This is a genomic window from Duganella sp. CT11-25 (genome assembly GCF_047302815.1).
In the GTDB taxonomy this organism is placed as follows: domain Bacteria; phylum Pseudomonadota; class Gammaproteobacteria; order Burkholderiales; family Burkholderiaceae_D; genus Rugamonas.
This window is the reverse complement of the sequence record NZ_JBKBFD010000001.1, coordinates 7,076,297-7,095,308: the sequence shown is the minus strand read 5'-3', so window position 1 is coordinate 7,095,308 and position 19,012 is coordinate 7,076,297. Positions and strand designations below refer to the sequence as shown.

The following is a 19,012-nucleotide window of genomic DNA, read 5'->3' as shown; positions in this document are numbered from 1 at the left end:
AGCCACAACCAAATACGTTATTCCCCTATGTGAATAATCAAGGACAACAATGGACCAATTACTGGCGATGCGCGTGTTTGCGCGCGTGGTGGAAGCAGGCACGTTCACCAAGGCGGCGGATTCGCTGCACATGCCGAATGCGACGGTGACCAAGCTGATCCAGTCGCTGGAATCGCACCTGGGCGTCAAGCTGCTCCAGCGCACCACGCGCCGGGTGTCGGTCACGCCGGACGGCGCGGCCTACTATGAAAAAACGGGGCGGCTGCTGAAGGAACTGGGCGATATCGACGGCAGCTTCGGCAGCGCCCAGGCCAAGCCGCGCGGCCACCTGCGCATCGATTGTGGCGGCTCGACGGCCAGCCTGTTGCTGATCCCGGCGCTGCCCGACTTCCTGCAACGCTACCCGGACATCCAGATCGACCTGGGCGTCAGCGACCGTCATGTCGACCTCATCTCCGACAACGTCGATTGCGTGATACGGGGCGGCGTGCTGACCGATATGTCGATGATCGGCCGCCAGATCGGCGCCGCCGGCTGGGTCACCTGCGCCACGCCCGCCTACCTGAAGCGGCACGGCGTGCCCACGCATCCGGACGACCTGGCGGCCGGCCACCGGGTGGTCAACTACCTGTCGGCCCGCAGCGGCCGCGTGACGCCGATGCGGTTCAACAAAGCGGGGGAGAAACTGGAAGTCTCGCTACGGCACGCGGTCGGCGTCAACGAAAGCAATGCCCACTTCGCGGCGGGCCTGGCGGGACTGGGCATCATCCAGACCTTCGCCTACACGGCGCGCGCGCAGATCGCCAGCGGCGCGCTGGTGCCGGTGCTGGAAGACTGGCAACCGGCGCCCTACCCGTTCCACGTCGTGTATCCGCCGAACCGGCATTTGAGCAACCGCCTGCGCGTGTTCATCGACTGGATCGCCGAACGCTTTGCCGCCGCGGCGCGTTAGCCCTCAATCCTGCCTGGACAATTTGACCGGCGGCGCCGGATCGACCGACGGGCGCGGCTTGGCGCGGCGTTCCGGAAAGGGATAAGCCGCGACCTCGCCCATCGAGGCGCAGGCGGCGATCAGCTTCAGGGCGGCCATCGGCTCTTGGAAATTCACCTCGGACGCCGCTTTCACGGTCCGGTCCGAGGTCGGCAGATCGGTCTCAAACAGGCCGTCGATGGTGATATGGCGGATGCGCCGCATCTGCAGCTCGCGCGCGATGTGTTCCTGGCTGGCACTGGCGGCGACGTCGTGGCCGTTGATGCGCAGCGTCATTTCGACGCCGTCCCCATGACGGGCAAACAAAACCTCTGCGGTGGACATGCCGGCGGCTCCGTAAAAAAAAACTGCCTCAACAGAGGCAGTAAAACGTTCGAAAAACGAGAGAGACAGGAGCATATTGCCACATAGAAATTACAGGCGTATGACAGGAAGCCAATGAGGCTTGGTTTCTGTAAACAATTCTTCCTCCACCGAACCGTCGTATTCCGGCTCCAGCGTGCCCAGTGTGACGGCGATGCGGTCCGGCGTCTGCGTGCTGCGCCAGAACAGCGTCGAGCCGCAGATGCGGCAGAAACCACGGCGGCCATGGCCGGACGACGCATATTCGGTCACCAGGTCGGCGCCGCGCTCGACGACGTAGCCGGCGCTGGCGACATTGGCGTAGGAGCCGGCGGCGGCGCCGTGCTGCTTCTGGCACATGATGCAGTAGCAATGGCTGGCGCCGCTGACCGGCCCCTCGGCCCGGTACGCTATGCCGCCGCATAGACAGCTGCCTCGTAACATCGCGCGTCTCCTTATAAAAACGGTCATGGTGCTGATTATTTTACGCCGCCAGGACCGCGTTCTTATCGATTCGCTTACACTCGGCAGTCCTCGTCCTACGGAGATGTCCCATGGTTCCGCATTCAGCCTATCGGCGCAAGGTCATGTTTGCCGGATTCGCCGTGCCGCTGCTGGCCGGCTGTGGCAGCATGACGCTGCGCCCGGCGCGAACCCAGGTGCGCGCGGCGGCGCCGTTCGACATGCCGGCCATCGACATCCCGGACTTTAGCGGCAGCCGGCGCTTCCCGATCACCGACTTCGGCGCCGCGCAGGACGACCAGCAAAAAACCTCGGCCGCCATCGCCAGCGCGATCGCGGCGGCCAACGCCGCAGGTTCCGGCATCGTGGTGATCCCCGAAGGCGTCTGGCCGACCGGCAAGATCCATCTGATGAGCAACGTCAACCTGCACCTGGCCAAGGGCGCCACCCTGCTGTTCTCGTCCAATCCCGCCGACTACCTGCCCGCCGTGATGACCAGCTGGGAAGGCCTGGAGTGCTACAACTACTCGCCGCTGGTGTACGCCTTCGAATGCGAAAACGTGGCGATCAGCGGCGAAGGCAAGCTGCAAGCCCGGCTGGACGTCTGGCAGGTCTGGTATGCGCGGCCCAAGCCTCACATGGATGCGCTGGTCGCGCTGTACCATATGTCGGCCACCGGGGTCGAGGTCGCCAAGCGCCAGATGACCGGCGGCCAGGCCAACCTGCGGCCGCAGTTTGTGCAGTTCAACCGTTGCCGGCATGTGCTGATCGAAGACGTCAGCATCGAGCACAGTCCGTTCTGGGTGCTGCATCCCTACCTGTGCAGCGATGTCGTGATCCGCCGCGTGAAGATCAAGGCCAACGGCCATAACAACGACGGCGTCGATCCCGAGATGAGCCAGAACGTGCTGATCGAGGATTGCGTCTTCGATCAGGGCGATGACGCGATCTCCGTCAAGTCCGGCCGCGACCGCGACGCCTGGCGCCTCGGCGTCGCCAGCCGCAACATCATCATGCGCAACTGCCGGGTCAAGAACGGCCACCAGCTGATGGCGATCGGCAGCGAGCTGTCGGGCGGGATCGAGAACGTCTTCGTCGACAACTGCCACTTCGATCACGGCGACTCGGAAAAGCCGAGCACCATCAACAACATCCTGTTCGTCAAGACCAACGAGCGGCGCGGCGGCTACGTCAAGAACATCTTCGTCTCGAACGTCAGCGCGACCCGCATCGCCGGCGGCGTGCTCAGCGTGGAGACCGATGTGCTGTACCAGTGGCGCAACCTGGTACCCACCTACGAGCGGCGCCTGACGCCGATTGAGGGCCTGCATGTCAGCAACGTCACGGTCGAGCATGCCAAGTTCCTCTGCGCGATCAAGGCCGAGGCGGAACTGCCGGTCAAGGACGTCACGCTGCGCAACATCAAAGTGAAGACCATCACCGGGACGCCGGTGTTCACCGAGAATGTGCGGGGCTTTGTCAACGAAAGCTGATGCCGTCTAGCGCCCGGCGCTATCGGCAGCCATGACGATCAGCGCGATGCCGCCCGCCAGCCGGTCTTCGTTCGGATGGCGCTGCACCAGTTCGAACGCGCTGAACTGGCCGGCCTGCAGGGGCTTGGCCAGATGCATGCGCAAGTGCATCGCCGTCTGACGCCCCGCCGGCAACGCCACCATGCCCGCACCCGCCGAACGGTCCGGGACGACAGCATCCCTCGCCTTGCTTTGCGCCGCGATCTCATAGCGCACACTCGCCCTGACCGGTTCGGCACGCACGACGCGCTGCAAGCCCTCAAGACGATCGCGCGAGAACGGCACGACTTCGAAGAGGAATTCCGTTTCCCGCTCCAGCACATTGCCCGCCTGGAAGAAGAAATCGATCATGCCGTTCTCTCCCGGCGCCACGTAGGACAGGTTGTGCTGCGCCCAATGGCGCTCCACGCCCGGCGCGGGAAGCAGCGCGTGGGGCGGCGCCGGATCGCGCGGCGCCGGATCGAGCGGATGATCGACACACGCGACCAGGCAGATGTGCGGCGGCGGCAGGCTGGCAAAACTGTAATGCATGACGTCGCTGACGACCGTCGCGCCGCGCGGCGGCAACAGCACCGACGCCACCCCCATCAGCCTTGCCGGGTCCATCTTGACAAAGCTGGTGCCCGGATACTCCCACCACAGCCGCACCACGGCGATGCTGCCGACCGAGCCGCCACCCCAGTTTCTGACGGCGACGGTGACGTCGAGATCGTTGCCGGGTTGATACGGCGCCAGCGTGGCGATGCCTGCGCACAGATAGGAAACGATGCCGCCCGGCGGCGGCCGGATATCGCCGCGGTCGCCGGGGTCGCCGACGAAGAGTTCGCCCGGCTCCCAATAGGGGATCAGCAGGCTCGGCAGATTGCGCGCGTAACGCTCGTCGGGGTCGTCGGGATTGTCTATGCGCTGATCCTTGGGCTGGTCGTGGTATTGGTCGTTCATGGCTGCCTCACGTCTCGGAATAGTTCAGTACCACCACGTTGACCGGATTGTCATCGATGGAACCCTTGGTTCTCCAGCACGCGTGCCGCAAGCCGCGATCCGCATCCAGATCGTAGTTGCCGGTATCGCGCGTGCGCGAGGCGGCCTGGCGCCACACAGCCATCGAGAGCTGGCTCGCATTACCGCCGCCGGTGGCCTCGCCGCCGAGGAAGACCGCCGGCAAGGCGCCCGGATGAAACGCCTGCGTCATCACGGCAGCCTGCTCGATGCTCGTCTGCGGATACAGGTGCGCGTCATCCGGCCCGAACGGCGACGGCGTGTGCGGCCAGGCGCCCGGCATCGCGTTTGGCGCCTGCAGGAACTGCCGGTAGAGCGGCCGGTCGAGCAGTTCGTCGGGGTAGATCATGCCGGTGCGGCACAGGTAGACGTAGGCGCTGTTCATGACTTCCCAGAAATAGTTGTGCAGATCGTAGAAGCTATGCACCAGGTCGATCACCTGCTGGGAATTGGCGGCCGTGGCCAGCATCTGGCCCGTGGTGCCGGTCGGCTCGCCGGCCCCCTGCCCTCCGCCCAGCGAAGCCCACCAGTCGGCGAAATTGTCTTCCATGTCGTCCCACAGCTTGCAGTGGCGGCCGTTGCCCCAGTCCTCCCAGCACGGCCCCCACAGCACGCCGGTACCGGCGATAAAGCGCGCCAGGCCTTCAAAGAAGGCGCCGCAATCGAGCTTGGAATTGCGCCGCGAATCCTGTTGGCCGACGTTGCCGGAACCTGGCTTGTTCTGCGGCTTGACGCCGCCCCCGCCGCCCGACCCGGGCGGGCTGGCGGTCTTGATCTCGATGATGGCTTCGACCACCGAGAACGACGGATTGGCGGTGTCGCCATAGATCTTTCCCAGCAAAGGCTGCGGCGGCAACGCCGCCTTGGGCGGCATCTTGAAGGTGTCGAGCGCGTCCAGATGGCGCAGCATGCGGGTGTAGCCGGTCTGCAGATCCGGCAACGGCGGAACCCGCGACAGGTCGTACAGCGCGGCTACGCCGCCGCTCACCAGCGAAGCGACCGCCGCCGGCAGCTGCGGCGAAAACAATCCGTAACGGATCTGCGCCGCGATGCCGGACAGCGACCTGGTCTGCGGATGGGTGAGCGCATAGCTGCTGCCCACCGCATTGCGCGCCATGCGGTCGCGGTGCCGGTGCGCCCGGCGCGGCCCACCGACCACCTGTCCCAGATAAGCCGAGCCGAACACGTTGGCGCCGTAGCTCGACATGACGCCGAAGGCAAACGCCTTTTGCCTGTCATCGGCGGCGTCCTGCCACACCTGATGGCAAAAGGCATCGGTATGCCGGGCCAGGAAGATATCCCCCCAGCCCCATTGGTCGAGGCGCTGGTTCCGCTGGCGCGGGTGTGCGTCCGGCAGCGCGGCGGCGTAGATATCGTCGCCCAGCACGTTGACTTCCAATTCCTTGCCGAAGACCGCGGCCTCGAACTCCGAGCGCTTGCGCCACGCCGCGTCGAAGCGCTGCACGGCATCGGGGGCGTTCGGATGGACCAGGGCTTGCTCCAGGTCGTGGCGAAACTCGCCAAGCTTGCCGTACAAGGCCATGCCGGTGCGCCAGAGCTCGGCCGCGCGTTCGACCAGGGCCAGTTCGGCGCCATCCGACGCCGCATGCCACATCAGGTGATTGACCAGGGCGCCCAACATGGCCATGCCCGGTTCTTTGGCGACGGCGGCAAGCTGGCTGTCGCGCGCGGCGCTTAAGTCGCCGCCGGCGATAACGCTGGTCTGCAGCGATAAACGGAAGGTATCCAGTGCAGCAATATTGGCGCGATAATCGATCATGATGGCTCCTGGGACGCTGTGCAGGAATCTGCGCAGGGAACCAATGTGAGGCGTAAATCGAAACGCGGCTTTGCGCTCAATCAAACGGCCGCGGCATGGCGCGCCGGCTGTCAGGTCAAGTTGGGAATACTCATCAAGCCATCACGCAGAAGGCTGGGTGTGAGGCCGGTCCAGCGCTTGAAGGAGCGGCGGAAGTTGGTGGCGTCGTGGAAGCCGAGATACTGCGCCACCGCCTCGTTGTCGTAGCCGCGCATCTGGAACAACTGGATCGCGACATGCGCGCGCACCTGGTCCAGCTCGGCCTGGAAGTGGCTGCCGTGCCGCGCCAGGTGGCGCTTCAGCGTGGCCGGGCTGATGCCGAAGTCGGCCGCGCTCAGTTCCAGCGTCGGCCCCAGCCGGATGTGGTCCAGCAGGTAGTCATACAACGCCGTCAGCAGGCTCGGCATCAGCGCCCCGGATCCGGCTTCGGCCGCAGCCACCGACGCCACCATGCCGTTGCCGCGCGGCCAGGGGCGGTCCAGCCAGGCCGGATTGATCAGCATCGCGTCCAGGTGGCAGTTGAAGCGCAGGTCGCTGCCCAGGTGCACCTCGTGCTGCTCGACATGCGCCGGCGCGCCGCGGTTCATGCAGTAGCGCCACGGCAGCCGCTCGCCGCTGAGCCAGCGGCACATCGCCGTCACCGCCGTCATGTGCATCTCGACCAGCGCCGGCATCTGGCTGGGCGCGCCGAAACTGTCGGTCCAGTACAGCACGGCCATGCCGCCCTCGTGGCGCAGGCGCGGCGTCAGCAAGGGACAGAGCCGGGCCTGGCCGGCACCGAGGATCTCCAGCGCCTGGCGCAGGTTCTGCGCCTGCAGCAAGGCATGGCTGAGCGCGCCGTAGTGGCCGGGCAGCATCTGCTGGCCCAGCATGAAGCTGGTGTCCGGGCTGTCCAGCGCGCGCATGACATTGGACAGCAGTTGCAGGTATTGCGCCGGGCTCAGCATGCTGTCGGCGGCCGGCATCTCCCATCCCCGCAGGCCGGTGCCGCGCAGGACCAGCTCGCCCTGCTCGTCAAGCTCGCGGCTGCGGGCGTAGTCGAGCACCAGCGCCGGCTGGTGCCGGGCCGGGATAAAACTGTCGACGATCTGGCGGTAGGCGATCACGCCGCGGCTGCCGCGACGTTGATGTCCGCCGCCGGCTGCGATACCGCCCGGCTCAGGTCGGCCAGCAGCACATCCGGCGCGGCATCGGCGTTCGAGCAGGCGTGGCGCAGGGTGATGTTGACCCGGCCGCCCTTGGCGTGATGGCGCATCTGCCCCACCATCGCCGCCAGATGGCTGGCCAGCGCGCCGGCCTGGTCCACGCTGGTGTCCGACAGCAGCAGCGCAAAGCGGTCGCCGGCGTAGCGGCACAGCAGGTCGTCGTTGCGCAGGTTGAGCAGCAGCATGTGGCCGACCGCCTGCAAGACGCGGTCGCCCTCGGGCTGGCCGAATTCGCGGTTGATCATATGGAAGCCGTCGATGTCGAGCAGCACCAGCGCGCATTGCTGGCCCGGCCGGCGCGCCTGCTCGTGGCGGATCTGGCGCCGCAGGTAGTCGGCGTTGGCCAGCTGCGTGACGCGGTCGAAGGCGCGGTGGTCGCGGAACAGGCGCTCGCGCTTTTGCAGATGCTCGTTGAGGCGGAACTGCTCGTGGCGCCAGTAATACATGCCGATGGTGACCACCAGCATGCCGATCGGCACCATGCCTTCCAGCCAGTGGTCCCACATCGCCGTCTTGCTGATGATGAAGAACTCGTCCATGCAGTCGGCGAAGGAGCCGATCATGATCAGCGCCAGGCCGCCCGCCAGCAGGCGCGTGACCAGGCCGCCCGGCCGGCTGCTCAGCGTGAACAGCACCCAGCTGCCCGCCATGACGGCGGTGCCGCCTTCGCTGATGATGTCGGTCCACTTCCATAGATGGAAAGACTTGGCCGCCCCCAGGGTGGCGTACAGGAACAGGCAGGCCAGCAGCGCCAGGCCGGCGGCGATCAGGGTCGAACGGTGCAGTTGCAGCATGGGCGATCTCTTCGGTGGGCGGAATGATTGCGGCCGCAGCATAAACCGGTTTTATGACGGCGGCATGACAAGCATGCACAAACAACAGCAGGTGCAAACAGCTCACCGGCGCCTGCCAAACGCCGCAAATCGCGCCATGCGGATGCTGTCGCTGGCGGGGGCCGCAGGTCAATCCAGCTCATTTCATCTTGAAAGCGGGCATTTCGCCGCCTGCCCGCCATGACCTGTCACGGGATTGACATATTGGCTACCTAGAATCCGCCCGTCTTCCAACCTACTACGACGGCATCTCATGAAAACCCACTATCCAAAACCCAACCTGCGCCTGTCCATGCTGACCATCGGCGTGCTGACCATGCTGGCCACCTATTCCCACGCCGGCGCACAAGTCAATGCCGACGCGGGCGACAGCACCGTGGCGGCCGCCGGCAGCGTGGTGATCACCGGCCAGCGCTCCAGCCTGCGCAACGCCATCGCCGCCCAAGAGAAGGCCGACAACATCGTCAGCGTCATCAGCAGCGACGACATCGGCGGCCTGCCGGACAAGAACGCGGCCGAGGCGCTGGCGCGCCTGCCGGGCGTGTCGGTGCAGCGCGACCAGGGCGAAGGCCGCTACATCAGCGTGCGCGGCCTGGGTCCGGACCTGAACGCGGTCACCATCAACGGCGCGCTGGTGCCGTCGCCGGAATCGGGTCGCCGCGCGGTGGCGCTGGACGTGCTGCCGGCCGGCTTGATCCGCACGCTGGAAGTGAGCAAGACCCTGACCCCGGACCATGACGCCAATTCCCTGGGCGGCACGGTCGAGGTCAAGACGCTGACCGGCTTCGACCTGCCGGGCAAGCTGCTGTCGGCCACGGTCGGCGCCAGCCGCGACCAGAACATCGGCAAGACCAGCCCGAACGCCAGCGTGCTGTTCGCCGACCGCTTCCTGGACGGCAAACTGGGCGTGGCCGGCGGCCTCAGCTATGAGAAGCGCGAGTTCGGCTCCGACAACGAGGAAACCGGCGGCGCCTGGGAAGACGGCAAGCTGGCCGGCGTCGAACTGCGCGAATACCAGCCGACGCGCGAACGCCGCGCCGCCGCGCTGAACCTGGACTACCACCCGGACAACGCCAGCAAGTACTTCCTGCGCGGCTTCATCAGCGACTTCAGCGACGACGAAGTGCGCGACCGCCTGACCATCAGCAACATCGCCGGCGGCAGCGTGGCCGAGGGCAAGACCGCCACCGCGCGCGGCGAGCGCCGCCTGCGCCAGCGCAAATACACTCAGACCATCAGCTCGGCCGTGCTGGGCACCGAACAGAAGTGGGACCGCTGGAAGCTCGAGCTGAACGGCGGCGCCAGCCGCTCCAAGGACCACGCGCCGGAATCGATCAACGACGCCCGCTTCCGCGGCAGCAAGGACTTCGCCGGCGTCGGCTTCAGCGGCACGCAAGTCCCGCGCCTGACCGCGCCGGAAGCCTTGTATACCGCCTCCAACTACAAGCTGAACTCGATCGCGCTGCAGCAAGGCGACGCCAAGGACAAGGAAAACCATCTGCAGTTCGACCTGAGCCGCAAGCTCGAGCTGGGCGAAGGCAGCGCGACGCTGAAGTTCGGCGCCAAGACCAGCAACCGCGAAAAGACCAACGACAAGGAAGCCTGGTCGTACAGCGCCAAGCAGATCGGCAGCGCCAGCACCTCGATGAGCGACTACGTCACCGCCGACCAGCTCGACTACCAGCTGGGCCGCATCGGCAACGCCATCAATCCTGCCGCGATCCGCAGCCTGGTGGCCGGCCTGAACCGCGCCGGTGCGCGCGTGCTGGCCGACTCGACCATCGACGACTACCGCATGCAGGAAGACATCGATGCCGCCTACCTGCAGAACAGCGTCGACCTCGACGCCTGGCACCTGCTGGCCGGCGTGCGCGCCGAACGCACCCGCTTCGACGCCGCCGGTTCGCGCGTCGACGAGGAAGAGGAAACCATCGCGGCGGTCAAGCACAAGCGCTCGTACACCAACTGGCTGCCGGCGCTGCAGGCGCGCTACGACCTCGACGCCAAGACCAGCGTGCGCGCGGCCTGGACCCACTCCGTGGTGCGCGCCAACTTCGACCAGCTGGCGCCGGGCATCAGCCAGGCCAGCGAGACCGAAGCCACGATCGGCAATCCCGACCTGGCGCCGCTGAAGTCGACCAACCTCGACCTCGGCATCGAACGCGTGCTGGGCGACGACGGCAGCGTCTCGGCCTACGTCTTCCACAAGGACATCAAGAACTTCACCTACACCACCAACCTGGCCGGCAGCGGGCAGTGGGCCGACTACACCTCGGCGATCACCTACGCCAACGGCGACCAGGCCACCGTCAAGGGCATCGAGCTGTCGTACACGCAGCCGCTGCGCATGCTGCCGTCGCCGTTCAACCGCCTGATCGTCGGCGCCAACGGCAGCCTGACCCGCTCGGACGCCAACGTCGCCCGCTACGACACCGAGGCCGGCCGCATGCGCTCGCGCGGCATCCACCTGCCGGGCCAGTCGGACCGCGTGCTGAACCTGATGCTGGGCTACGAACAGGGACCGCTGAGCACGCGCATCGCCGTCAACTACAAGTCGCCGTACCTGCTGGAGATGGGCGACGACATCCTCGACGCCAGCCAGGACCGCATCGTCGATGCGCAGAAGCAGGTCGACTTCTCGCTGTCCTACCAGTTGAGCAAGCAGGTGCAGTTGAACCTCGAAGCGGCCAACCTGAACAACGAGAAATACTACGTCTACCTGGGCAGCAAGGCCTACAACGCGCAGTACGAACAATACGGCCGCACCTATAAACTCAGCCTGAAAGTCAGCCTGTTCTAATGAAATCGACACTCTTCAACAGCGTTCTCTTCGGCGCCCTGGTCTCCTGCGGCGTGCCGGCCCAAGCCGGGGAGCGGGCCGCCATGCCCGACGGCGGCTGGCTCAGCGCCGACAAGCAAGGCCTGCACCTGCTCGACGCCAAGGGCCGGGAGCGCGCCCGCCTGGCCATGCGCGCCAAGCAGCTCGACACCCGTCCGCGAGGCGACGGCGTACTGGCCGTGGTCATGGACGCCGACAGCGAGCAGGTGCTGCCGGTGCTGGTCGACCTGAAAGCCGGCACCCTGGCGGCGCAAGCGCCGTTCCCGGCGCCGCCGTTCGGCATCGAAGCGTCCTGCCTGTACCGCGACGCCCAGCAGATCGACCATCTGTTCATGATCGGCAAGGATGGCCAGGCCGAACAGTGGCTGATGCACGGCGACCAGCGCCGGCTTGTGCGCAAGCTGGCGCTGCCGCCGCACACCAGGCATTGCCGCGCCGACGACCAGGCGCGGCAACTGCTGGTCAGCGAAGACAAGGTCGGCGTGTGGGCCTACAACGCCGAGGCGGAAGGCGTGCCCGAACGCAAGCTGATCAGGCAGCCGCAGAAAACCGCGGCGCCGGTGGCCGCCAAGGCCATCATCGAGCCGCGCGCGCAGACCGAACCGGTGGCGCGCACCGGCGATGCCGCCGACGATCCGGCCATCTGGCGCAATCCGGCCGATCCGGCCGGCGCGCGCATCCTCGGCACCAACAAAAAGCAGGGGCTGCTGGTCTACAACCTGGACGGCAAGGAGCTGCAACTGCTGGAAGTGGGACGGCTGAACAACGTCGACGTGCGCCAGGACGTGACGGTCGGCGGCCGCAAGCTCGACCTGGCCGTGGCCACCCGGCGCGACGACAACAGCGTGATGCTGTTCACCATCGACGCCCAGGGCCTGGTGGCGCCGGCCGGCGCCTTCGCGACCGGGCTGGAGAACATCTACGGCATGTGCTTGTACCGTCCGGCGGACGGCGGCCTGGAAGCGTTCATCAACGACAAGGACGGCAGCTTCCTGCAATACCGCATCGAGGCCGGCGCCGACGGCCAAGGCATGGCGGGCAAGCTGCTGCGCCGCTTCAAGGTTGCCAGCCAGCCCGAAGGCTGCGTGGTCGACGACCGCAACGCGCGCCTGTTCCTGGGCGAGGAAAAGCGCGGCGTTTGGACCGTCTCGGCCAGGGGCGACGCCCCGGCCAGGCTCAGCCTGATCATGCCGGTGGGCGCGCAGCTGGTGGCCGACGTCGAAGGCATGGCGTTGTATCACGGCGACAAAGCCGGCTACCTGATCGTCTCCAGCCAGGGCGACAACAGCTACCTGGTGATGGACGCGCAGGCCCCCTACCGGGTGCGCGGCAGCTTCCGGGTCGGCTACAACCTGGCGGCCGGCATCGACGGCACGTCCGAGACGGACGGGCTGGAAGTCAGCTCCGCCAACTTCAGCGGCCCCTACAGTAAAGGCATGCTGGTGATCCAGGACGGCTACAAGCGCCTGCCGGACGGCCCGCAAAACTTCAAGTACCTGGCCTGGGACGACGTCGCCAAGGCCCTCAAGCTCGACTAAACTCCGGGGTCAGGTCTAAAACCCGGACACGAGCTCATGTCCAGGTTTTGGACCTGACCCCGGATTTGCGCCGCGTCAATAAATAGACAGTTGCCCAACAATTCCGTATGCTTTGAGGCAGAATACCCCTTGCCATAAGGCATGGTAAAACTCAGGGCAGGCTTCTACGGTTCCTCGTTGTGCGCGATTTCATCGACCTTTCATCTGCTGGCGGCAACAGCTTGCGGCGCCTGCTGATCGCGCGGACGATCGCGGCCGCCTTTTCGCTGGCCACCCTGGCCGACGCGGCGGCCGCCGCCGCGCCCGGCCCCTGGCATGCGCTGGCGCCCACCGTGTTCGAACACCTGGTGCCCGCCGAACTGGGCTTCCCCAGCCCGACCACGATGTCGGTGGTGCAGGACGGCGACGGCTTCATCTGGTTCGGCACCCAAACCGGCCTGGGGCGGTGGGATGGCTACCGCATGCGCAATTTCTTCTTCCAGGCCGACGATCCCTACTCGCTGCCGGGCGACTTCATCCAGACCCTGCATGTGGACCACCAGGGCCGGCTGTGGCTCGGCACCACCATCGACGGCCTGGCCATGTACGATAAGCAGACCGAGCGCTTCGTGCGCTTTCCGGCCGGCCCGCAAGGCTTGAGCAGCCCGGCCGTCAACGCCATCGCCAGCGATGCCCGCGGCGGCATCTGGATCGGCACCTCCGCCGGCCTCGACTATATCGACACCGCGCGCGGCAACGCCATCACCCACCATCCGCGCGGCGCGGCGGGCGCGCCGGCCAACCAGATCCGCGCCCTGCTGGTCGACCGCGACGGCGACCTGTGGATAGGATCGACCGCCGGCCTGGCCCGGCGCGACGCCGCCAGCGGCCGTTTCGAGGACCTGGCGGGCGTCGACGATACCGTGCTGTCGCTGGCCAGCAACAGCGGCGGCGAGGTGGTGTTCGGCACCTTCAAGAACGGCGTCGGCCTGGCCCGCGCCGGCGCCGGCGCGCGCCTGCTGACGCTGGAACAGGTGCCGGACGCGAACAGCAACATGGTGCTGTCGATCACCGAGACCCTGCCGGGCACTTGGTGGGCGGCGAGTTACGGCGGCGGCATCATCGAGTTCGACACCAAGGGCCACAGCCGCCGCATCGTGCACCGCCCGGCGATCCAGGTCAGCCTGGCCCATGACCGGGTGGCCGCCCTGTGGCGCGACCGCAGCGGCCTGGTGTGGGCCGCCAACGAGCGCGGCGTCGATATCCACAATCCGACCCACCGCACCGTCGAAACCGTCCTCGACGGTGTCGGCCTGCAGGAGGTGTCCGCCTTCGCCTTCATGACCGACAGCGGCGGGCGGCTATGGGTGGCGCTGGCCGACAAGGGCATCGACCTGATCGCGCCGGACGGCGCCCGCACGGCCGGCCTGCGTCCGGACCCGGCGCGGCCGGAAACCTCGCTGCCCAACCGCCTGATCCTCGCCATGGCCGAGGCCGAGCCGCAGGACGCCTGGATCGGCACCCAGCTGGGCTTGTACCATACCAGCGGCCGCGGCACGCGCGTGACCCGGGTGCCGCTGCCGCAGGCCGATCCCTTGCCGCGCATCGGCAGCATCGTGCGCCAGGGCGGCGTGCTGTGGCTGGGCACGGCCAACGGCCTGCTGCGCTACGATACGCGCGCCCACACCCTCCAGGCGTTCCGCCAAGGCGCCCCCGGCTCCGGCGGCCTGAGCGACAATCGCATCACCACCCTGCTGCCGGCCGCCGACGGCGCGCTATGGGTCGGCACCCGCAACGGCGTCAACCGCTTCGACCCGGCCAGCGGCATGGCCGAGCAGATGCTGCCCGATCCCGCCAGCGCCAGCGCCCTGCCGCACGGTTTCGTCAGCACCCTGACCTTCGACGCGCAGGGACGCCTGTGGGTCGGCACCAATAGCGGCGGCATCGGCATCCTCGACGGCAAGGCGGCCGACGGCACGCGCCGCTTCCTGCGCATGGACCGGCAATCGGGCATGCCCAGCAACAGCATCGGCGCGCTGAGCACCGATGCCGCCGGCCGCATCTGGGCCTCGACCTCCGACGGCATCGCCGTGATCGACGCCGCCACGCTGCGCGCGCAGGCGCTGGGCCGGGCCGACGGCCTGGTGTTCCAGCCCTACGTGGTCGGCGCGGTCGGGCGGACCGCGCAGTCCGATATCGTGTTCGGCACCTCCGGCGGCTACGCGGTGGTGCATCCGCAACCGCCGCAGCGCTGGCGCTACCAGCCGCCGCTGGCGGTCAGCGCGGTGCACCTGGACCAGCGCGCCGTGCCGGCCGCGCCGCTGCTGGCGCCGGGCGGGCCGGGCCTGAGCATCCCGGCCGGCACCCGCCGGGTCGAGGTCGAGGTGGCGGCGCTGGATTTTTCCGCCAGCCAGCGCAACCGCTACGCCTTCCTGCTCGAGGGCTACGACAAGGACTGGGTCGAGGCCGACTCCAGCCACCGCGTCGCCACCTACGCCAACGTGGCGCCGGGCCACTACCGCCTGCGCATGCGCGGCAGCAACCGCGACGGCGAGTGGAGCCCGCACGAACTGAGCATGCAGCTGCACTTCCTGCCGGCCTGGTACCAGACCTGGTGGGCGCGGCTGGGCGCGGCGCTGGCGGTGCTGGGACTGGGCTGGGTCCTGTACCGCTGGCGCGTGCGCCAGCTGCAGCAGCAGGTCTACCTGCGCACGCTGCACCTGGAGCGGGTGCACGCCATCGTCAAGTCCATCAACGACGAACTGGACTTCGACGCCCTGCTGCACACCATCCTGCGCGAGTCGAGCGCCATCGGCCACGTGCGCGCGGCCTACGCGCTGATCGGCGACGGCGCCGGCGACGCGCTGGCCGTGCGCGCCAGCTGGCACCGCAGCGCGCTGCCGCTGGTGCGCGCCGGCATGCGCCACGCCGAAGCGCAGGCCCAGCTGGTCGACGGCGCCGTCGTCATCGCGCCGGACATGTTCCTCAAGCAAGGCACCACGCTGGCGGTGCGCATCCGCGTCGAACGCCAGGCGCAGGGCTACCTGGTGTTCGAGCAGGACATCCGCTTCGCGCCGGGCGAGCTGGACATGTTCAAGGCGCTGAAGGAACCGTTTGTCTCGGCCTTCCAGAAGGCCAGCGCGATCCGCGCCATCCAGCAGGCGCGCGCCGACGCCGAGGCTTCGACCCGCGCCAAGAGCGAGTTCCTGGCCAACATCAGCCATGAAATCCGCACGCCGATGAACGCCATCCTCGGCTTCGCCGGCCTCGGCGGCCACCTCGACCTGCCGCCCAAGCCGCGCGACTATTTCAACAAGATCGGCCGCGCCGGGCAAAACCTGCTCAGCATCATCGACGACGTGCTGGATTTCTCGAAGGTCGAATCCGGCAAGCTGGAACTGGAAACCGTGCCCTTCGACCTGGCCGAGATCCTGAACCAGATCGCCGACCTGTTTTCCTGGCGCGCGGCCGAGAAAAGCCTGGAGCTGATGGTGTGGGCGGCGCCGGAAGTGCCGTCCGGCCTGGTGGGCGATCCGCTGCGCCTGACGCAGATCATGGTCAACCTGGTGGGCAACGCGCTGAAGTTCACCCCGCACGGCCACATCATGCTGCGCGTGGAGCTGGCCGGGCCGGCCGACGCGCAGCCGGTGCGGCTGCGCTTCAGCGTCGAGGACTCGGGCGTGGGCATCAGCGCCGACCAGCAGGCGCGCCTGTTCCGCGCCTTCTCCCAGGCCGACAGCAGCACCACCCGGCTGTACGGCGGCACCGGCCTGGGGCTGGCGATTTCGCAGCAGCTGGTGCAGGCCATGGGCGGCGAAATCGGCCTCGACAGCACGCCGGGCGACGGCAGCCGCTTCCAGTTCGAGCTGGACTTGCCGCGCCAGCCGCAGGCCGCCGCCGCGCCGCTGCCGGCCAAGGCGCAGGGCAAGCACGTGCTGATCGTCGACGACAACGCCCTGATGCGCGACATGCTGGAGCGCCAGCTGCGCCACGACGGCTTCACGGCGCACGCGGTCGCCAGCGGCGCCGCCGCGCTGGCGCGCCTGGCCGGCGAGCCGGCGGACGTGGTGCTGGCGGACTGGGACATGCCGGAATTGAACGGCATCGAGACCGCCCAGCGGTTGCACGCCCTGGCCGGCGGCGCGCAACTGCCGGTGGTGCTGATGGTGAACGAGTTCGCGCGCGAGCCGGTGGTGCAGGCCGCCAGCGAGGCCGGCATCAGCGCCTGCCTGGCCAAGCCGGTCAACCCGCCGCAGCTGCTGGCCGCCCTGCTCGGCGCGCTCGGCGTCGAGGGCGCCGGCCTGGCGGCGTCGGCGCAGCCGTCCACGGCGCCGTCGGAGGCCGCGCAGCACATCGCCGGCGCCCTGGTGCTGGTGGTGGACGACAACGTCATCAACCAGCAGGTGGCGCGCGAGGTGCTGATGCGCGCCGGCGTGCACGCGGTATTGGCCGGCAACGGCGTCGACGCCGTGCAGATGGTCGACCAGGCCAGCTATGACGCGGTGCTGATGGATATCCAGATGCCCGGCATGGACGGCTACGAAGCCACCGCCCGCATCCGCGCCAAGGCGCAGCACGCGCGCCTGCCGGTGATCGCGATGACGGCGCACGCGGTGGCCGGCTTCCGCGAAAGCAGCCTGGCGATGGGCATGAACGATTACGTGACCAAGCCGATCGAGCCGGAACGGCTGTTCAAGGTGCTGGCCGGCTGGATACGGCGCGATCCGGCGCGATCCGCCGCCAGTCCGGCGGCGCCGGCGGCGCCGGCCGACGCGCCGCCGTTCGTGCCGGGCATCGACATGGTGGCCGCGCTGGACCGGCTGGGCGGCAACCGCCAGCTGCTATCGGCGCTGCTGGACCGCTTTGTCGCCGATTTCGAACCCAGCCCCGAACGGCTGCTGGCGGCCATCGAAGACAGCGCCTTCGAACAGGCGGCGGCGCTGGTGCACAAGGTCAGGGGCGCGGCCGGCAATCTGTCGATGCCGGAACTGCACCGCACCGCCAGCGAACTGGAGCAACTGCTGCTGTCGCCCCCGCCCGCCAGGCTGGACGAGCCGCTGGCGGCCTTCGGCGCCGCGCTGGAAACGGTGATCGACGGCGTCCACGTGCTGGACCGCGCCGCCCTGGTTCAGATCACGCCGGTCTCGCCGTAGCGCAGCTCCACCTGGTTGCGCTGGCCGGACGACGGCCCGCAGCCGCACACCGCGATCACGGCGTGGCGCAAATGGTCCAGCGCCAGCAGGCGCTCGATGTCGACGTCGTTGACGGCGGCCGTGATGAACGCCGGCAGGCCGGCCTCCGCCGCCAGCAGGTAGAAGGTCTGCGACAGGTGGCCGGCATCCAGCGCCAGCGCGCGGTAGGCCTTGTGGTGGTTGCGGTACTTCCAGAAAGTGCGTTCGGCGCGGCCCACCAGCACCACCTGCATGGCGGCGTCGGCCAGCCAGGTCTGGTCGGCCACCATTTGCAGCGCCACCGCCGCCGCCTGCTCGCGGTCCAGCGCGCGCAACAGGCGCAGCTCATGGTCGATGGGATGATAGTGATACAAGCCGGGCGCCACGCCGTCGATGCGCTGCGCCAGCACGAAGGCTTCGACCGGGTGCAGGCCGCCGCCCGACGGGCTGGTCTTCTTCAGCACCGAGGCGTGCGGCCCGACCTGGCGCAGCTCCTGGGCGCCGAAGGTCCGTTGCAGCAGGCGCGCCGCCACCGGCAGCGCCAGTCCGGCCGTGGTATCGAAATTGCGTCCCGTGTAGCGCTTGAACAAGGTCTCGTCGAGCACGCCGCTGGCGACGCCCGGCAGCTTGACCGCGCCGCCCTCCACGCCCAGTTCCAGCGTGTTCGGCGGCGGCTCGCCGTAGGTGTCGAGCAATTCCTGGAAGCTGGGCGCCTCCATGCCGGTCTCGCTGCGCACGTCGCGCCAGCGGCTGAAGGTGTGGGCCAGCGCCGACACCGGCCGCCAGTGCGCGGCGCGCAGGGTGTCGTCGCGCGCGCGCAGGGCGGCGTGCAGCGGATCGTCGCTGACGAGCAGGCCCAGCTCCAGCAGGCGGCCGATCCGGGCCGGGTCGTGGAGCTCTTCGCAGGCGCCGCGCTCGCGCCAGACGGTCTGGCTGAGCGCGCCCAGCACCGTCAGGTCGGCGGCGTCGACTTCGATTTCCAGATCCAGATGCGGCGCCAGCGCCATCCAGCGGCTGGAGGCCGCCAGCGTGCTGCCGCCGGCAAACAGCGCCGACCAGTCGACAGCCAATTCTTCGCGTGATTCAAGGTACAGGACGGCACAACGTCGTATCTTCATGCAAGTCACCTCGGCAAGGGTTGGGGACGGCCACAGCGGAAGCCTGAGTCTAGCGTAATTTCAAGTTGAAGTATGTATGTTGCCCTTGCGCAATCCGCTTGGCAAGCGGCAAGGTTTGCCGTAGCATTGGACTGGCTACTTGGCTGTAGCGCCCTCACTTCCATGCAACTTTAGCTAAAGGATT

General features: G+C 67.9%; 13 protein-coding genes. 6 read left to right on the top strand and 7 right to left on the bottom strand.

Annotated features, from left to right (window positions below):
• Positions 1 to 49: 49 nt before the first annotated feature.
• Positions 50 to 952, top strand: a complete 903-nt coding sequence (locus tag ACEN9F_RS31090; protein WP_413426579.1) for a LysR substrate-binding domain-containing protein — start codon at positions 50 to 52, stop codon at positions 950 to 952.
• Positions 953 to 955: 3 nt separating this feature from the next.
• Here the strand turns inward: ACEN9F_RS31090 and ACEN9F_RS31085 are convergent, their stop codons facing one another.
• Together ACEN9F_RS31085 and ACEN9F_RS31080 are read right to left on the bottom strand one after the other, a co-directional pair.
• Entirely contained in the window at positions 956 to 1,315 is a 360-nt protein-coding gene (locus ACEN9F_RS31085; protein ID WP_413426578.1) for a hypothetical protein, read from the bottom strand.
• A gap of 90 nt (positions 1,316 to 1,405) precedes the next feature.
• Positions 1,406 to 1,777, bottom strand: coding sequence for a GFA family protein (locus tag ACEN9F_RS31080; RefSeq protein ID WP_413426576.1), 372 nt, complete (start codon positions 1,775 to 1,777; stop codon positions 1,406 to 1,408).
• Positions 1,778 to 1,887: 110 nt separating this feature from the next.
• Between ACEN9F_RS31080 and ACEN9F_RS31075 the strand changes: the two genes are divergently transcribed.
• Complete coding sequence (locus ACEN9F_RS31075) at positions 1,888 to 3,288, top strand: glycoside hydrolase family 28 protein (protein WP_413426574.1); 1,401 nt, start codon at positions 1,888 to 1,890, stop codon at positions 3,286 to 3,288.
• A gap of 6 nt (positions 3,289 to 3,294) precedes the next feature.
• Here the strand turns inward: ACEN9F_RS31075 and ACEN9F_RS31070 are convergent, their stop codons facing one another.
• The 4 genes from ACEN9F_RS31070 to ACEN9F_RS31055 all read right to left on the bottom strand — a co-directional run bounded on the left by ACEN9F_RS31070 (position 3,295) and on the right by ACEN9F_RS31055 (position 8,144).
• Entirely contained in the window at positions 3,295 to 4,269 is a 975-nt protein-coding gene (locus ACEN9F_RS31070; RefSeq protein WP_413426572.1) for a hypothetical protein, read from the bottom strand.
• Between the two features lie 7 nt (positions 4,270 to 4,276).
• Positions 4,277 to 6,106: a hypothetical protein gene (locus ACEN9F_RS31065; protein WP_413426570.1), complete on the bottom strand. Its 1,830-nt coding sequence runs from the start codon at positions 6,104 to 6,106 to the stop codon at positions 4,277 to 4,279.
• Between the two features lie 110 nt (positions 6,107 to 6,216).
• Positions 6,217 to 7,251 carry an AraC family transcriptional regulator ligand-binding domain-containing protein gene (locus tag ACEN9F_RS31060; RefSeq protein ID WP_413426568.1) on the bottom strand — a complete coding sequence of 345 codons (1,035 nt, stop codon included), beginning with the start codon at positions 7,249 to 7,251 and terminating at the stop codon, positions 6,217 to 6,219.
• Entirely contained in the window at positions 7,248 to 8,144 is an 897-nt protein-coding gene (locus tag ACEN9F_RS31055; RefSeq protein WP_413426566.1) for a GGDEF domain-containing protein, read from the bottom strand. Before ACEN9F_RS31055 ends, ACEN9F_RS31060 begins: the two co-directional genes overlap by 4 nt.
• Between ACEN9F_RS31055 and ACEN9F_RS31050 the strand changes: the two genes are divergently transcribed.
• The 4 genes from ACEN9F_RS31050 to ACEN9F_RS31035 all read left to right on the top strand — a co-directional run bounded on the left by ACEN9F_RS31050 (position 8,143) and on the right by ACEN9F_RS31035 (position 17,692).
• Positions 8,143 to 8,367 carry a hypothetical protein gene (locus tag ACEN9F_RS31050; RefSeq protein WP_413426565.1) on the top strand — a complete coding sequence of 75 codons (225 nt, stop codon included), beginning with the start codon at positions 8,143 to 8,145 and terminating at the stop codon, positions 8,365 to 8,367. The genes ACEN9F_RS31055 and ACEN9F_RS31050 overlap by 2 nt on opposite strands.
• A 69-nt stretch (positions 8,368 to 8,436) precedes the next feature.
• Positions 8,437 to 10,983, top strand: a complete 2,547-nt coding sequence (locus ACEN9F_RS31045) for a TonB-dependent receptor (protein ID WP_413426563.1) — start codon at positions 8,437 to 8,439, stop codon at positions 10,981 to 10,983.
• Positions 10,983 to 12,560 (top strand): phytase, encoded by a 1,578-nt coding sequence (locus ACEN9F_RS31040; protein WP_413426561.1) that lies wholly within the window; start codon positions 10,983 to 10,985, stop codon positions 12,558 to 12,560. The genes ACEN9F_RS31045 and ACEN9F_RS31040 overlap by 1 nt, the downstream gene beginning before the upstream one ends.
• Before the next feature lie 179 nt (positions 12,561 to 12,739).
• Positions 12,740 to 17,692 carry a response regulator gene (locus tag ACEN9F_RS31035; protein WP_413426559.1) on the top strand — a complete coding sequence of 1,651 codons (4,953 nt, stop codon included), beginning with the start codon at positions 12,740 to 12,742 and terminating at the stop codon, positions 17,690 to 17,692.
• Here the strand turns inward: ACEN9F_RS31035 and ACEN9F_RS31030 are convergent.
• The gene (locus ACEN9F_RS31030; protein WP_413426557.1) at positions 17,668 to 18,828 is read right to left on the bottom strand and encodes a putative peptide maturation dehydrogenase; all 1,161 of its coding nucleotides are present in this window, start codon (positions 18,826 to 18,828) and stop codon (positions 17,668 to 17,670) included. The genes ACEN9F_RS31035 and ACEN9F_RS31030 overlap by 25 nt on opposite strands.
• Positions 18,829 to 19,012: the final 184 nt, after the last annotated feature.

Coding starts and splice junctions, on each gene's coding strand:
- ACEN9F_RS31090 (WP_413426579.1), top strand. CDS start 50: ATGGACCAATTACTGGCGATGCGCGTGTTTGCGCGCGTGGTGGAAGCA.
- ACEN9F_RS31085 (WP_413426578.1), bottom strand. CDS start 1,315: ATGTCCACCGCAGAGGTTTTGTTTGCCCGTCATGGGGACGGCGTCGAA.
- ACEN9F_RS31080 (WP_413426576.1), bottom strand. CDS start 1,777: ATGTTACGAGGCAGCTGTCTATGCGGCGGCATAGCGTACCGGGCCGAG.
- ACEN9F_RS31075 (WP_413426574.1), top strand. CDS start 1,888: ATGGTTCCGCATTCAGCCTATCGGCGCAAGGTCATGTTTGCCGGATTC.
- ACEN9F_RS31070 (WP_413426572.1), bottom strand. CDS start 4,269: ATGAACGACCAATACCACGACCAGCCCAAGGATCAGCGCATAGACAAT.
- ACEN9F_RS31065 (WP_413426570.1), bottom strand. CDS start 6,106: ATGATCGATTATCGCGCCAATATTGCTGCACTGGATACCTTCCGTTTA.
- ACEN9F_RS31050 (WP_413426565.1), top strand. CDS start 8,143: ATGGGCGATCTCTTCGGTGGGCGGAATGATTGCGGCCGCAGCATAAAC.
- ACEN9F_RS31055 (WP_413426566.1), bottom strand. CDS start 8,144: ATGCTGCAACTGCACCGTTCGACCCTGATCGCCGCCGGCCTGGCGCTG.
- ACEN9F_RS31045 (WP_413426563.1), top strand. CDS start 8,437: ATGAAAACCCACTATCCAAAACCCAACCTGCGCCTGTCCATGCTGACC.
- ACEN9F_RS31040 (WP_413426561.1), top strand. CDS start 10,983: ATGAAATCGACACTCTTCAACAGCGTTCTCTTCGGCGCCCTGGTCTCC.
- ACEN9F_RS31030 (WP_413426557.1), bottom strand. CDS start 18,828: ATGAAGATACGACGTTGTGCCGTCCTGTACCTTGAATCACGCGAAGAA.